The organism is Saccharothrix isguenensis (genome assembly GCF_052936305.1).
Window position 1 is genome coordinate 3,082,063 of sequence record NZ_CP193626.1, and the last position, 13,081, is coordinate 3,095,143.

Annotated in this window: 16 protein-coding genes and 1 pseudogene; 5 read left to right on the plus strand and 12 right to left on the minus strand. The window is 71.3% G+C overall.

Features of this window, described 5'->3' with window-relative positions; all coding sequences use genetic code 11:
* Positions 1–825 (plus strand): ABC transporter ATP-binding protein, encoded by an 825-nt coding sequence (locus ACRAKI_RS14505; RefSeq protein ID WP_447008422.1) that lies wholly within the window; start codon positions 1–3, stop codon positions 823–825.
* A 65-nt stretch (positions 826–890) separates the two neighbouring features.
* On the opposite strand, the pseudogene ACRAKI_RS14510 reads toward ACRAKI_RS14505, so the two are convergent.
* Positions 891–1,106: pseudogene (locus tag ACRAKI_RS14510) on the minus strand (SDR family NAD(P)-dependent oxidoreductase); the annotation flags it as partial.
* 265 nt (positions 1,107–1,371) lie between these two features.
* The gene (locus ACRAKI_RS14515; protein ID WP_447007602.1) at positions 1,372–2,391 is read right to left on the minus strand and encodes an LLM class flavin-dependent oxidoreductase; all 1,020 of its coding nucleotides are present in this window, start codon (positions 2,389–2,391) and stop codon (positions 1,372–1,374) included.
* A 78-nt stretch (positions 2,392–2,469) separates the two neighbouring features.
* On the opposite strand from ACRAKI_RS14515, the gene ACRAKI_RS14520 reads away from it, so the two are divergent.
* From ACRAKI_RS14520 to ACRAKI_RS14530, 3 genes are read left to right on the plus strand one after another with little or no spacing between them, the layout of a single operon-like run.
* Positions 2,470–2,748 carry a GNAT family N-acetyltransferase gene (locus ACRAKI_RS14520; RefSeq protein ID WP_447007603.1) on the plus strand — a complete coding sequence of 93 codons (279 nt, stop codon included), beginning with the start codon at positions 2,470–2,472 and terminating at the stop codon, positions 2,746–2,748.
* A 9-nt stretch (positions 2,749–2,757) separates the two neighbouring features.
* Complete coding sequence (locus ACRAKI_RS14525) at positions 2,758–3,789, plus strand: MBL fold metallo-hydrolase (protein ID WP_447007604.1); 1,032 nt, start codon at positions 2,758–2,760, stop codon at positions 3,787–3,789.
* A 13-nt stretch (positions 3,790–3,802) separates the two neighbouring features.
* Complete coding sequence (locus ACRAKI_RS14530; protein ID WP_447007605.1) at positions 3,803–4,282, plus strand: DinB family protein; 480 nt, start codon at positions 3,803–3,805, stop codon at positions 4,280–4,282.
* A 35-nt stretch (positions 4,283–4,317) separates the two neighbouring features.
* On the opposite strand, the gene ACRAKI_RS14535 is transcribed toward ACRAKI_RS14530, so the two are convergent.
* From ACRAKI_RS14535 to ACRAKI_RS14560, 6 genes are all read right to left on the minus strand, one after another.
* Positions 4,318–4,650 (minus strand): alpha/beta fold hydrolase, encoded by a 333-nt coding sequence (locus ACRAKI_RS14535; RefSeq protein WP_447007606.1) that lies wholly within the window; start codon positions 4,648–4,650, stop codon positions 4,318–4,320.
* Positions 4,647–5,003: an alpha/beta fold hydrolase gene (locus tag ACRAKI_RS14540; RefSeq protein ID WP_447007607.1), complete on the minus strand. Its 357-nt coding sequence runs from the start codon at positions 5,001–5,003 to the stop codon at positions 4,647–4,649. The genes ACRAKI_RS14535 and ACRAKI_RS14540 overlap by 4 nt, the downstream gene beginning before the upstream one ends.
* Positions 5,004–5,043: 40 nt before the next feature.
* Positions 5,044–5,286: a hypothetical protein gene (locus ACRAKI_RS14545; RefSeq protein WP_447007608.1), complete on the minus strand. Its 243-nt coding sequence runs from the start codon at positions 5,284–5,286 to the stop codon at positions 5,044–5,046.
* A gap of 70 nt (positions 5,287–5,356) precedes the next feature.
* Positions 5,357–5,794, minus strand: a complete 438-nt coding sequence (locus ACRAKI_RS14550; protein ID WP_447007609.1) for a response regulator — start codon at positions 5,792–5,794, stop codon at positions 5,357–5,359.
* Entirely contained in the window at positions 5,791–7,290 is a 1,500-nt protein-coding gene (locus tag ACRAKI_RS14555) for a sensor histidine kinase (RefSeq protein ID WP_447007610.1), read from the minus strand. The genes ACRAKI_RS14550 and ACRAKI_RS14555 overlap by 4 nt, the downstream gene beginning before the upstream one ends.
* The gene (locus ACRAKI_RS14560) at positions 7,287–8,477 is read right to left on the minus strand and encodes a PP2C family protein-serine/threonine phosphatase (RefSeq protein ID WP_447007611.1); all 1,191 of its coding nucleotides are present in this window, start codon (positions 8,475–8,477) and stop codon (positions 7,287–7,289) included. The genes ACRAKI_RS14555 and ACRAKI_RS14560 overlap by 4 nt, the downstream gene beginning before the upstream one ends.
* Before the next feature lie 76 nt (positions 8,478–8,553).
* Here ACRAKI_RS14560 and ACRAKI_RS14565 point away from each other — a divergent pair, with 76 nt between their 5' ends.
* Positions 8,554–9,288, plus strand: a complete 735-nt coding sequence (locus ACRAKI_RS14565; RefSeq protein ID WP_447007612.1) for a lysophospholipid acyltransferase family protein — start codon at positions 8,554–8,556, stop codon at positions 9,286–9,288.
* A 1-nt stretch (position 9,289) separates the two neighbouring features.
* Here ACRAKI_RS14565 and ACRAKI_RS14570 read toward each other — a convergent pair whose 3' ends face one another.
* From ACRAKI_RS14570 to ACRAKI_RS14585, 4 genes are all read right to left on the minus strand, one after another.
* On the minus strand, positions 9,290–9,748 hold the full coding sequence (locus tag ACRAKI_RS14570; RefSeq protein WP_447007613.1) for a YkvA family protein: 459 nt from the start codon (positions 9,746–9,748) through the stop codon (positions 9,290–9,292).
* Between the two features lie 124 nt (positions 9,749–9,872).
* Entirely contained in the window at positions 9,873–10,574 is a 702-nt protein-coding gene (locus tag ACRAKI_RS14575; RefSeq protein ID WP_447008423.1) for a D-Ala-D-Ala carboxypeptidase family metallohydrolase, read from the minus strand.
* 164 nt (positions 10,575–10,738) lie between these two features.
* Positions 10,739–12,124: an NAD(P)/FAD-dependent oxidoreductase gene (locus tag ACRAKI_RS14580; RefSeq protein ID WP_447007614.1), complete on the minus strand. Its 1,386-nt coding sequence runs from the start codon at positions 12,122–12,124 to the stop codon at positions 10,739–10,741.
* Entirely contained in the window at positions 12,121–12,960 is an 840-nt protein-coding gene (locus ACRAKI_RS14585; protein ID WP_447007615.1) for a ferredoxin, read from the minus strand. The genes ACRAKI_RS14580 and ACRAKI_RS14585 overlap by 4 nt, the downstream gene beginning before the upstream one ends.
* Positions 12,961–13,081 lie beyond the last annotated feature (121 nt).

The following is a 13,081-nucleotide window of genomic DNA, read 5'->3' on the forward strand; positions in this document are numbered from 1 at the left end:
ATGCCCGGGGCGGAGCCGACAACCGGACGACTGCGTGGTTCGGACCTGACGCTGTCCTACGACGAGCGCGTGGTCGTGTCCGGGCTGGACGTGGAGATCCCGGACGGCTCTTTCACGGTCATCGTGGGCCCCAACGCCTGCGGCAAGTCCACCGTGCTGAAGGCGTTGGCGCGCATGCTCAAACCGCGCCACGGCACCGTGTACCTGGACGGGGAGGCGATCTCGTCGTACCGGTCCAAGGAGGTCGCCCGGCGGCTCGGCCTGCTGCCGCAGTCGTCCATCGCGCCCGGCGGCATCACCGTCGGCGAACTCGTCGCGCGCGGCCGTTACCCGCACCAGCGGCTGCTGCGGCAGTGGTCGGTGGAGGACGAAGCGGTGACCGCCGAGGCGATGCGGCTGACCGGCGTGCACGACCTGGCGGACCGGCTGGTGGACGAGCTGTCCGGTGGGCAGCGGCAACGGGTGTGGCTGGCGATGGTGCTGGCGCAGCAGACGTCCATCCTGCTGCTGGACGAGCCGACCACGTTCCTCGACATCGCGCACCAGGTCGAGGTGCTGGACCTGTGCGCGAACCTGCACGAGGACGGCAACCACACGCTCGTGGCCGTCCTGCACGACCTCAACCAGGCGTGCCGCTACGCCACCCACCTGATCGCCATGAAGCCCGGCGTCGGCGTCGTCGCGCAGGGCAGGCCGAGCGACATCGTGACCGCCGAGCTGGTGGAGGACGTGTTCGGCCTGCCGTGCCGGGTGATCGCCGACCCGGAGACCGAGACCCCGCTGATCGTGCCGCTGCGCCGGCAGCGCGTCACACTCGCCACCTGACGCGGCTCCGCCGCCGCCGTGCCGCAGTACATGGTGCCGAGCACGTTCACCTCGACCACCGAGCGCAGCACGTCCGGCTCGTCGACCCACGGCTCGCCGAAGTGGGTGATGCCCGCGTTGTTGACCAGGCAGTCCACCTGCCCGAACGACGACGCGCACAGGTCCACGAGCGCCGTAGCGGTCGACGGGTCCGCCACCGACCCGGTGTGCGCCACGGCCCGACCGCCGGTCGACGTGATCGAGGCGGCGACCTCCTCCGCGCCCTCGACGTCGTTCACCACGACCCGTGGTCGTCCTGCGCGAGGTGGGCGCCGATCACGTCACGTAGGCGTGGGCGGCTCCGGCGTGGGCGGGATGGGCGGCTCCGTCCCCGGTGAGGGCTCAGGTCCAGGTGGTTGCGGCACCGGTTCCGGCACCGGCACGGGTTTCGGCTGGGGCGGTTGAGGCTGAACCATGACGACCTCCTTCCCGCTGGGCTACCCACCCCCACTAGATCGTGAACGCGCGACTCGCGGTGCGGGAGTGGAGGACTCGCGGGGTGGGTGGTCAGGATGCGGGCCGGCGGGCGGCGGTGGCGGGGGAGGGGATGAGGTTGGGGAGGACTTCCCGGCCGAAGAGGCGGATCGTGTCGAGCACCGCCTGGTGCGGCAGGCCGCCGATGTCCACCATCACCAGCTGCGCGTCCAACCCCAGCAGCTCGGTCAGGCCGTTCAGCCGTTCGGTCACCTCCGCCGGATCCCCGCACACCGCCGCGCCCTCCATCAACGCGTCCACGTCCACGTCGCCATCCCCGCGCCACGGGTCGGCGAACTCCGCGTACGCGGCGAGGTGCGGGCGCCAAGCGGCCCGTGCCCCGGCAGCCGTCGGTGCCACGAAGACGTGGCTCGGCAACGCCACCCGGCCGCCACCGCCGATCGCCGCCCGGTAGCGCTCCACCACCCAGCGGTGCGTGCTCGGCTCGCGCAACGTGCTGGGCAGCATCAGCGGCAAGCCCAGCTCGACCGCCAGGTCGGCCGACACCGCCGACCCGCTCCCGATCCACACCAACGGCCGCGGCTGCTGCATCGGGCGTGGCGTCGTGGTGACGTCCACCAGCGGACTCCGGTACTTGCCCTGCCACGTCACGCGGGGCTCTTCCAGCAGTCGCAGCAGCAGCCGCAGGTTCTCCTCGAACCGCGCCCGCAGGTCGTCCTGCACCCCGAACGCCACGTCCGTCCGCTGCGACACCCCTCGCGCCACGATCAGCTCCGCCCGACCCCCGGACAGCACGTCCAGCGTGGCCAACTCCTCCGCCACCCGCACCGGGTCGTGGTGCGCCAGCAACGTCACCCCCGTGGACAGCCGCAACGTGGAGGTGCGCGCGGCGATGGTGGCCAGCAGCAGCTCGGGCGCGGACACGATGTACCGGGCGAAGTGGTGCTCGCCGATCGCGACCCCGGTGAACCCGGCCTCCTCCGCCACCACCGCCTGGTCCACGATCGCCCGCAACCGCTCGCTCTCGGTGACGACGGTCCCGGTGCGGGGATCGGGCAGGTGGTCGCCCAGGATCAGCAGGTACACGTCCATCCGGCAATCTTGCACGGCACGGCTACCGTGGCACGCGGGAAGCCCGGACAGGGGCCGCGAGAAGACCAGGAGCCGACCGTGACCGACGTGTCCGTGTCCGAGAACCCGGAGCAGTCCCGCTACGAGGTGCGCCTGGACGGCGAGCTGGGTGGCGTCGCCGAGTACACGCTGGCGGACGGCGTCATCACGTTCACCCACACGGAGGTCGGGATCGAGGGCGAAGGGCTGGGCAGCAAGCTGGTCCGGCACGCGCTGGAGGACGTTCGCGCCAAAGGGCTGACCGTGGTGCCGCAGTGCCCGTTCGTGCGCGGCTACTTGGAGAAACACCCGGAGCTGAAAGAAGCTACCGACAAGTAGTATCCGGGGATGGAGTGGACCGAACCCGGAGTCTTCGAGGTCGCGCCCGGTGTGCACCGGATACCGCTGCCGCTGCCCAATGACGGACTGCACACGGTCAACGTGTACGCGATCGAGGACGGCGACGGCCTCGTGCTGATCGACTCGGGGTGGGCGCTAGACGCGGGCGAGACGGCCCTGGAATCGGCCCTGGACACCCTCGGGCACGGCTTCGAGGACGTCCACCGCTTCCTCGTCACCCACGTCCACCGCGACCACTACACGATGGCGGTGGCGCTGCGCCGCCGGTTCGGCACGAAGATCGCGCTCGGCGCCGGCGAGCAGCCGTCGTTGACCAAGATCATCGCGCGCGGCCGGGACAGCCAGGCCCGCGACCTGACCACCTGGGGCGCCCCGCACCTGGCCGAGCAGTGGCGGGCCGTGATGGCGTCCGTGGGCGAGGACGCGTTGCGCGACTACGAAGAGCCCGACGAATGGCTCGACGACGACGACCTGGCCCTGGAGAAGCGCGTGCTGCGCGTCCTGCCGACGCCGGGCCACACCCGGGGGCACGTCGTGTTCATCGACGCCGACTCGTCGCTGCTGTTCGCGGGCGACCACGTGCTGCCGCACATCACCCCGTCGATCGGCTTCGAACCAGTCCGCCCCGCGCTCCCGCTCGGCGACTACCTGGACTCGCTGCGCCTGGTCCGCGACTTCCCCGACCTGCGCCTGCTGCCCGCGCACGGGCCGGTCACCGAGTCCAGCCACGCGCGGGTGGACGAGCTGCTGGCCCACCACGAGGACCGGCTGACGGCCACCCTGGACGCCGTGGGGTCCGGCACCGGCACCGCCTTCGAGACCGCCCGCAAGCTCGGCTGGACCCGGCGGCACCGCCGGTTGGCCGAGCTCGACGTGTTCAACCAGGTCCTCGCCACCGGTGAGACCGCCGCGCACCTGGACGTGCTCGTCCACAGGGGCCTGCTCACCACGTCCACGGTCGACGGCGTCATGCTCTACGAGGTCGCGTCCGGCGGGACAAGTCGGCAGGAGTTGGTCTGATGGGGGGACTCCGATGGGTTCGTTCGACGTGCCGCTGGACGACGAGCGAACGCAGCTCGACGCGTTCATCGAGGACTACCGCAGTGCCGTGGAGGCGACTCTCGACTCCCTCACCGAGGAACAGGCCCGCCGCCGGCTCGTCCCTTCGGCGACGACGTTGCTCGGACTGCTCAAGCACGTCACGTGGATGCAGCGGGTGTGGTTCGAGGAGTGCGTCGGTGGCACGTCCCGCCGGGATCTCGGGCTGGTGCAGGGGCCGGACGACTCCTTCCGGCTCTCCGACGACGACACCGTCGCCTCGGTCACGGCAGCGCACCGGGAAGCCTGCGCCACCGCCCGGACCACGGTCGCGGGCCTGCCGCTGGACGCCGTCGTGACCGGCCACCGGTCCGGACCGCGCACGCTTCGCTGGGTGTACCTGCAAGTCCTGCGGGAACTGGCCCACCACTGCGGGCACGCCGACATCCTGCGGGAACAGGTGCTCGCCGACTGAGCCCGGTGGGACCGGCGTCCCGGATGGGCGGCGGGTCAGGCGGGGAAGCGGCTGAAGTGCTCGGTCAGGACGGGCGCCAGGTCGTCCGGGGCGATGCCGTGCCACTCGCCGTCCAGCGTGCGGCGGCGGGCGTTCGGCAGCCGTTCGGCGACCCCGTCGGCCCAGCCGCGCAGGCGCTCGTCGCTGCTGCTGCTGGCCGGCACCAACGTCGGTGCCTCGATCGACGCCAGGTCCGGGGGAGTGGCGGTGATCGTCAAGTCGTAGGCGGTCGTGTGGGCCAACGCCTCCAGCACGGGCCAGTTCGGCGACTCCCGCATCCCGGCCGTGAACTCCTCCGGCACGCCGCACGCCACCTGGAAGCGGATCATCGCGTCACCACGTCGACCGGCGGCCACCAGGGCACCCCGGCCGCGGCGGCGTGCAGGGCCAGTACCGCGCCGGACGAGAAGCCGTGGACGAACGCCGGCCCGCCGGCCTCCTCGACCACCGCGGCCAAGTCCTCGACCTCGCGCTCGATCGCGTACGGCGAGCGGTCCGTGCTCTCGCCTCGGCCTCGGCGGTCGTAGGTGAACGCGGTGTACCCGGTCAACGCCTCCGCCACCGCCGGCATCGGGCCGGAGCCGCGGAAGCAGCACGCGGCGTCCACCAGCACCACCGGTGGGCCGTCGCCGACCCGCGAGAACCCGATCGTGGTGCCGTCCTTCGAGGTCACGGCAGTCATGGCAACTCCTCACCGCAGGAACGGCTGTTCACCGAGGTCATCATCGCCGACATCCGGAACCGCCGAACAACGGCCCGACGCCGTGGTCGCCCGGCTCGCGGACACCGCCGGCCCCGCGGGCGACCTGTCTGAGATCGCCCGCGAGGTGGTCACCGCGGCCACGCAGCCGCACCTGGTCCGGCTGTGCACGCCCGACCCGCTGCTCACCGCGCAGCAGTTCCTCCGGCTCGCGCCGGCAGTGCCGCCGAACCGGGCGGTGTTCGACCCCGAGCCGTACCCGCACGACGAACTGCTCACGTTCGCCGGCGACGGCGTGCGGGTGCGCCGAAGGCGTACGAGGCCTGACGCGACCGCTAGCGGGGCAGCTTCACCACGGTCACGAAGAAGTCGTCGATCTGCCGGACGACCTCGATGAACCGGTCGAAGTCCACCGGCTTGGTGACGTACGCGTTGGCGTGCAGGTTGTAGCTGCGCAGGATGTCCTCCTCCGCCTCCGACGTGGTCAGCACCACCACCGGGATCGGGCGCAGCGTCTCGTCCGCCTTGATCTCGGCCAGCACCTCCCGGCCGTCCATCTTCGGCAGGTTCAGGTCGAGCAGGATCAGCCCCGGCCGCGGCGCGTCCTCGTACGGCTTCTCGCGGCGCAGGAACTGCAGCGCCTCGACGCCGTCGCGCACCACGTGCAGCTGGTTGCGGATCTTGTGGTGCTCGAACGCCTCCTGCGTCATCAGCGCGTCGCCCGGGTCGTCCTCGACCAGCAGGACGTCGACCACGTTCAGCGGATTGCTCATTGCTCGTCGTCCTCTACTGCCGGCAACGTGAACTTGAAGGTGGTTCCGGCGTCGTCCTGGCCGGTGGTCTCCAGCCAGATCGTGCCACCGTGGTACTCGATGATCTTCCGGCACATGGCCAGCCCGATCCCCGTGCCGGGGTAGTCGTCCTTGTGGTGCAGGCGCTGGAAGATCACGAAGATCCGTTCAGCGTACTCGGGATCGATCCCGATGCCGTTGTCGCTGACCGTGAAGGTCCAGAAGGCGCCGGTCCGCTCGACGTCGACGCGCACGTGCGGCGGCTCCGACCCGTGGAACTTCAGCGCGTTGCTGATCAGGTTGCCGAACACGCCACCCAGCAGCGACGCCTCGCCGCGCACCGTCGGCAGGTCCGCCACCTCGACCGTCGCCTCGGTCCGCTCGATGACCTCGGAGTGGTTGTCCAGCACCTGGGCGACCAGCTCGTCGCAGTCCACCAGCGTCTGCTCGCGCGACATCCGGCCGACCCTCGAGAACGCCAGCAGGTCGTTGATCAGCACCTGCATCCGCTTCGCGCCGTCGACGGCGAACTTCAGGTACTGCTCGCCCCGCTCGTCCAACTCGCCCGAGTACCGCCGCTCCAGCAGCTGGCAGAAGCTCGCCACCTTGCGCAGCGGCTCCTGCAGGTCGTGCGAGGCCACGTACGCGAACTGCTCCAGCTCCGCGTTCGACCGCCGCAGCTCCTCCAGGTCGGCCAGGATCCGGACCCGCATGGCCTCCACGTCCTGGCCGAGCATCACCGTCTCCCGGGGCCCGCCCGCCTCGACCGGGTGCTCGAAGTCGCCGGACGACACCTGCCTCACGTCCTTCGCCAGCCCGCTCAACGGCGCGATGACGATCCGGTACAGGATCACCGCCACCCCGGAGATGATCGCCACCAGGAGGACGCCGAGCATGACGATCAGCCACAACATGTCGTCGGCGAGCTGCTCCAGCCGGTCCCGCGCGTGGTCGGACGCCTCGTCCAGCTTGCCGCCCAGTCGGCTGAGGTCGGCGCGCACCCGGTCGAACAGCTCCTTGCCGCGCTGGGCGTCGGCCAGCCCGGTCTGCGGCACGCCGGTCTGCCGCACCTGCGTGACCAGCGGCTCGGCGTAGTCCCGCCGCCACTCCGCCGCGAGCCGGCCGACCGCGTCGAGTTCGCGGACCAGGTCCGGTCGCACCGGTTCGAGCACCGCACGGGCGACCATGAGGGCGTTGCGCTCGGTCCGCTGACCGTTGGTGTACGGGGTGAGGTGGTTCTCCTTCGCGGTGAGCATGTAGCCGTGCACCCCGGTCTCCTGCTTGACGAACGCGGTGTCGACCCTGAGCACCATGTCGCGGGCGGGCACGACCTGGTCCAGCAGCAGGACCCTGGCGTCGGTCAGGCTCGCCAGCGCCACGGTCAGGCTCCCGATGGCGCCCGCGCACACGAGGATGAGGATCGCCACCGCCGCGATCAACAGCCTGCTCGCCGGCCACCGGGTGCGGTAGGCCGTCACGCGCGGTCCGAGATCAGCAGTGCGGCCATGTCGTCGTCCAGCTCCCCGCCGTTCAGCTCTTTCACCTTGTCGATCAGACCGTCGAGCAGCGTCGCCGGCGTGTCCGTCCAGTCCGGCCGGTCCGCGGTGATCTCGCCGATCAGCTCGATCAACCGCTCCGATCCCAGCCGCTCGCTGTCACCGTGGACCCGACCCTCCACCAGCCCGTCCGTGTAGAGCAGCATCACCCAGCCGGGTGGCAGCGGCACGTCGAGGCCACTCCACGTGCTGTCCGGCAGCACGCCCAGCGGCAGGCCCGCGCGATCCCGGGGCAGCTCCACCACCCGGTCGCCGACCAGCAGCATCGGCTCCGGGTGCCCGGCGAGGTAGACCCGCGCCCAGCGGCGGTCCGGGGAGATCGTCACCATGCACGCCGTGGTGAACAGGCCCGGCTGGTGCCGCTCGTGCTCCAGGATCTCGTGCAGCGTGCGCAGCACCCGTGACGGCTCCTGGTCGGCCAGCACCAGCGCCCGCCACGCGATGCGCAGGAACACGCCGATCGCCGCCTCGTCCGGGCCGTGCCCGCACACGTCGCCGATCAGCACCTGGAGGGTTCCGTCCGCGGTGCGCACGGCGTCGTAGAAGTCGCCGCCGAGCAGCATCCGGCTACCGCCCGGCCGGTAGCGGACGTGCCAGCCGATGTCGTCGCCGTGCATGATCGGGGACGGCAGCAGGCCGCGTTCCAGGCGCGTCTTCTCGGACGCCAGCAGCTGCTCGTCGCGCAACTGGCGCTGGGTCTCCTCGGCCCGCTTGCGGCCGACCGCGTACCGGATGCTGCGAGCCAGGCCCACGCCGTCCACCTGGCCCTTGACCAGGTAGTCCTCCGCGCCGGCGGCCACCGCCCTGGTGCCCTGGTGCTCGTCGTTGAGGCCGGTGAGGACGATGATCGCGACCGGCGCCGGGTGCGCGAGCAGCCTGGTCAGGCCGTCCAGCCCGGTGGTGTCGGGCAGGCCCAGGTCGAGCAGCACGCAGTCGGCGTTGACCAGCAGGCCCTCGGCCTCGTGCAGCGTCCGCGCCCGGTGCAGCGCGACGTCCGCCTCGACCTCGTCCAGCAGTGCTTCGACCAGCACGGCGTCGCCCTCGTCGTCTTCGACGAGCAGCACGTCGATCCGGTCCACCGAGGTCCGCGGTGCGGGAAGCCCTGCCACGGGGGAGGAGATTAGTCGAACTCGATCAGGCTTGGGCGAGCGCGGTCGGTGGGCCGCGGTAACGGTCCAGGTGGGGATGACCGAAGATCCTGGCGTGACGTTCTCGCAGATGGTGGCCGTGACGGCCCGACTCCCCCGCCGGGGCCGTGGATTCTGGTACTCCGTGGCCATCGACCTGCTGTGGCCATTCGTGGTGCTGTTCGTCCGGATGCGGATGGCGGGCAGGGACAACATCCCGCGTGACGGCGCGGTGCTGCTGGCGTCCAACCACCTGTCGTTCGCCGATCCGGTGACGTTGACGGCGTTCTCCTTGGTCTCCGGCCGGGTGCCCCGGTACCTGGCCAAGGCGAGCCTGTGGAAGGCGCCGGTCCTCGGGTGGGTGATGTCCTCCGGGCGGCACATCCCGGTCGACCGGAACAGCGTCCGCGCGGGGAAGGCGCTGGACAGCGCCCGCACGTCGTTGGAGTCGGGGGAGTGCGTGATCGTGTACCCGGAGGGGACGTTCACGAACGACCCCGACGGCTGGCCGATGCGCGGCAAGAACGGTGTCGCGCGGCTCGCGCTGACGACCCGGACGCCGGTGGTGCCGGTGGCGCAGTGGGGCACGCAGGTGCTGCTGCCGCCGGGGAAGTTCGTGCCGCGCCCGTGGCGGAAGGTGAGCGTGGTCGCCGGCGCCGAGGTGGACCTGTCCGACCTGTACGGGCTGGAGCCGACCAAGGCCGTGCTGGACGAGGCGACCGCGCGGATCATGGGCGCCATCACCACGCTGCTGACCGGCGTCCGCGAACTGCCGCACCCCGGGAGCCGGTGAGTCAGGGCTGCCGCGGGCGGGCGCCCGAGCGCTCCCGTTCCCACCGCAGGTACTGGCCGGCGACCGTGGACACGCTGGTCAGCAGCCACACCGCCACGCCCGCGTCGTCGGTGACGCCGATGACCGGCAGCAGTTCGGGCAGCAGGTCGATCGGCGAGATCAGGTAGACGAGGGCGAAACCCCACGTCGCCAACGTGGTGGTGGGCAGGCCGTACGCCTTGCGCTCGCGCAGCAGCCGGGGCAGCGCCTTGGCCCGCTGGACGACGTTGCCGACGGGCTTGGGCTCGCCGTTGCGCTCCCACCGGCGCCGGCGGCGCACCGCCCACAGCACACCGGCGGCGATGCCGAGCACGAGCAGGCCGATGCCGGCGGCCACCGGTGGCAGGCCGATCAGGTCGTCGTCACGCCACAGCAGCGTGCCCAGCCCGATCAGGGTGAAGACCACGCTGAAGAAGATCACGGACCCATGGTAGTGGCGGCGGGGCCGTTGTGCGGCCGGAGACGGGCTGGGACGGGGCGAGGGCCGCGGGTGGGTCGTCCACCCGCGGCCCTCGTGGTTCAGTCCGGTGCGTCCGGCCTCGCGGTCAGATGCCGCAGGCGGAGGCCGACCAGAAGCGGCTGCTCCGGTGGTCGACGTGCGTGTGGTCGCCGTGACCCGGGTAGCCCGGGCCGAGGATGCCGTTGAAGCCGTGGTTGCGGGCCTGCTGGGCGAGGCGGCACAGGGAGTGCGGACCCGCGCCGAGGTCCACGCCGTCGCCGTACAGGTGCCGGGAGTCGGATGACCCGCCCACCGCGTTGTTGCACGAGATGCTGCGGAAGCCGCTGGTCACGCGGATCGACTGGTCGCCGAGCGCGTGCCGCATCGCCTGGAGCTTCCACATCGACACCAGGGCGTTGAACTTGGCCGTCGCGGCCGACACCTTCCCACCTCCCCACGTCGAGTTGCAGTTGTTCAACTCGGCGTACGAGAAGTTGATCGGCGTGCAGTCGTCGTCCTGGAGCGCGTACAGCTTGGAGAAGGTCGCGGGGCCGGCGACGCCGTCCGCCGCCAGCCCGTAAGCCTGCTGGAAGCGCACGACCGCAGACCTGGTCGCGGGGCCGAACGAGCCGTCCAAGCCGAGCACCGAGCCGTAGCCGGGGTAGCCGGACAGGCGGATCTGCAACTGGCGCACGTCATCGCCGGACGCTCCTTGCGAGAGGGTTCGGTTCCACGTGTAGCAGCCGTCGGCTTGCGCCGTTCCACCACCGGCGACCACGAAAACGGCGACCAGGGCTAACGAGGCGATATAGGAAACAAGTCGGAGCACAGGGACCTCCAGACCGGGTTGAGGGACGGCTCTGGAGCCTTGCGGAGAGGAAAACTTGCGTCAATCTGTCTTGGATGTATGAAGTTTTCACACATCGCAAACAGTTTGTGAACAACCTGCAACACGAGGCCGGTGAGCCCTGATCACCGGGGCCGCGCCTTCGGGCCGCTGCGGACGAGCGCGCGGCTGTGCCCACGTGATCGCACCACAGGCGCGTGCGACGGTAAAGGCCGGACTTCCTGCGTCTGACGCGGCACGGCCGGCACCCGCGCGTCGGCGGTCGGGCGGGTCTCGTCCGATTCGGTCGGCGCCAGGTGCTGCGGTGGACGCCGCTGCTCGCCGGCGGTCACCCGGTTCTGCCGCCACAGCTCCGTGGACAGCTTGATCATCGCGGTCGGGGCGTCCAACCCGACCATGCCGACCAGGCGGCCGTCGCTGATGAACCCGGTGATGGTCCGGTGGTCCTTCCGCGACCCGGCCAACGTCGTCGTGTCCGTGCCCATGGCGGGCAGGCCCGAGCCCTGGATGCGCATCCCGTACTGCTCGGTCCAGAACCGGGGGACGGGGGTGAACGGCCGCGAAGACTGCCTGCCCGCCAGCAGGTTCTCCGCGGCCGCCCGACCCATTTCCACCGCGTTGAGCCAGTGCTCCACCCGACGCGGCTGCCCTCCGAACCGGAGGTTCGGCCACCGCGCGACATCACCCGCGGCCACGATGTCGGTCCCGCCGACCACGTGGCACGTGGGGTCGCACAGCACACCGTCCTCCAGCACCAGACCCGACCCGCGCAGCCAGGCGACCGACGGCGAGGCGCCCACCGCGATCACCACGACCGCGGCGAAGAACACCTGCCCGTCGGACAGGTGGATGGCCACCCCGCCCGGCTGGCGCACCCAGTGCCGGATCTTCACTCCCATCGCCATCCGGACACCGCGCGCCCGGTGCGCCTCGGTGACCGTGTCCGCGATGTTCTTGCCGACCGCGCTGCCCAGCAACGTGGAGGACCGGCTCACGATGGCCACGTCACGGCCCATCGACTTCACCGACGCGGCCATCTCGCAGCCGATGAGACCACCGCCGACGACCACGATCAGCCCCTGCGTGGAGTTGATCGCCCGCTTGATCGCGATCGCGTCGTCCACGGTGCGCAGCACGTGGATGCGCGGGTCCTGCCGGGGCGCGCCCGCGAGGTGCCGCGGCTCGACGCCGGTGGCGATGACCAGCCCGTCGTACCTCAACTCCTCGCCACCGGGCAGGCCCACCACGTGCCGGTCGGGCTCCAGGTGCGTCACGACCGTGCCCAGCCGCCACACCGCGTCCAGCTCGCGGCTGATCGTCAGCCGCAGGTCGGACGCGACCAGTTCGCCGTTGAGGGCCTCCTTGGACAGCGCCGGCCGGTGGTAGGGGAGGTGCCGTTCCGCGCCCACGATGGCGATCTCGCCCCGGAAACCCAGCTCCCGCAGCCGTTCGCCCGCACGCAGCCCGGCCAGCCCGCCGCCCGCGATCACCACGCGTTCCTCGTTCTTCACCGCACACGCTCCCGCAGCTCGATCGCGCGCATCGGACAGGCGCGCGCGGCGGCTCGTGCCTGGGCGAACTGCTCCGGCGGCGGCCTGCGCTCATAACGCAGCCGCTCGTCGTCGACCAGCTGGAACAACCCCGGCGCCTCGGCCTGGCAGATGCCGTAGCGGTGGCAGCGCTCGTTGTCGACGCTGACGTCCAGCGCCGCGCCGCCCGCACCGTCCGGCTCGGGCTCGAAACCGGGCTCCGGTTCCAGCATGCCCAGCTTCACCAGCACGTGCGGCGGCAGGAAGCGGGCGACGGCGATGGTCGCCGTGGGGACCAGGACGGTGAGGCCGCCCAGCCACACCACGGCCAGGGTTCCGTTGGCGATCGCGCCGAACCACGAGTGCACGACGGTGGCGGCGACCGCGACGTAGGCGAGCTGGTGCAGCCTCAGCCACTTGCGGTAGTAGACCTTCTTGCGCAGACCCGCCGTGACGGCGATCGCCAGCATGAGCTCCAGCCCGAGGATGCCCAGGGCGTGCCGGAACAGCCCGCCACCGGCGAACGGCACGAGGAGCTGGAGGAACGTGAACGCGTTGAGCTGCAACAGGGTGAACGCGACGGCGTGCAGCGACCCGAACGCCAGTGCCATGGTCGCCAGCACCATGTGGCTGTTGCGCAACCCCTGTCTGCCGGAGAGCTTGTTGGCCCAGCCCGTCGCGATCAGCACGCCCCAGCACAGGGTGGCGCACATGGTCGCGTAGGCCAGGCGCGCCGAGATCTGCGCGACGTGGCGCACTCCGGCGTCGTGGTCGCCGCCGACCGCCTGGGCGATCAGCAGCGGAACCTGGGTGAGCACGGGTCATTACCTCCGAGATGGCGGGAGAGAGCTCGCAGGCGGTGGGAGGGGGCCGACCCGCCCGGCAGGCGGCGCGGGAGTGGGTCACGGCCGCCGGGCGGGTTCGGGGGTGGGGAAGCAG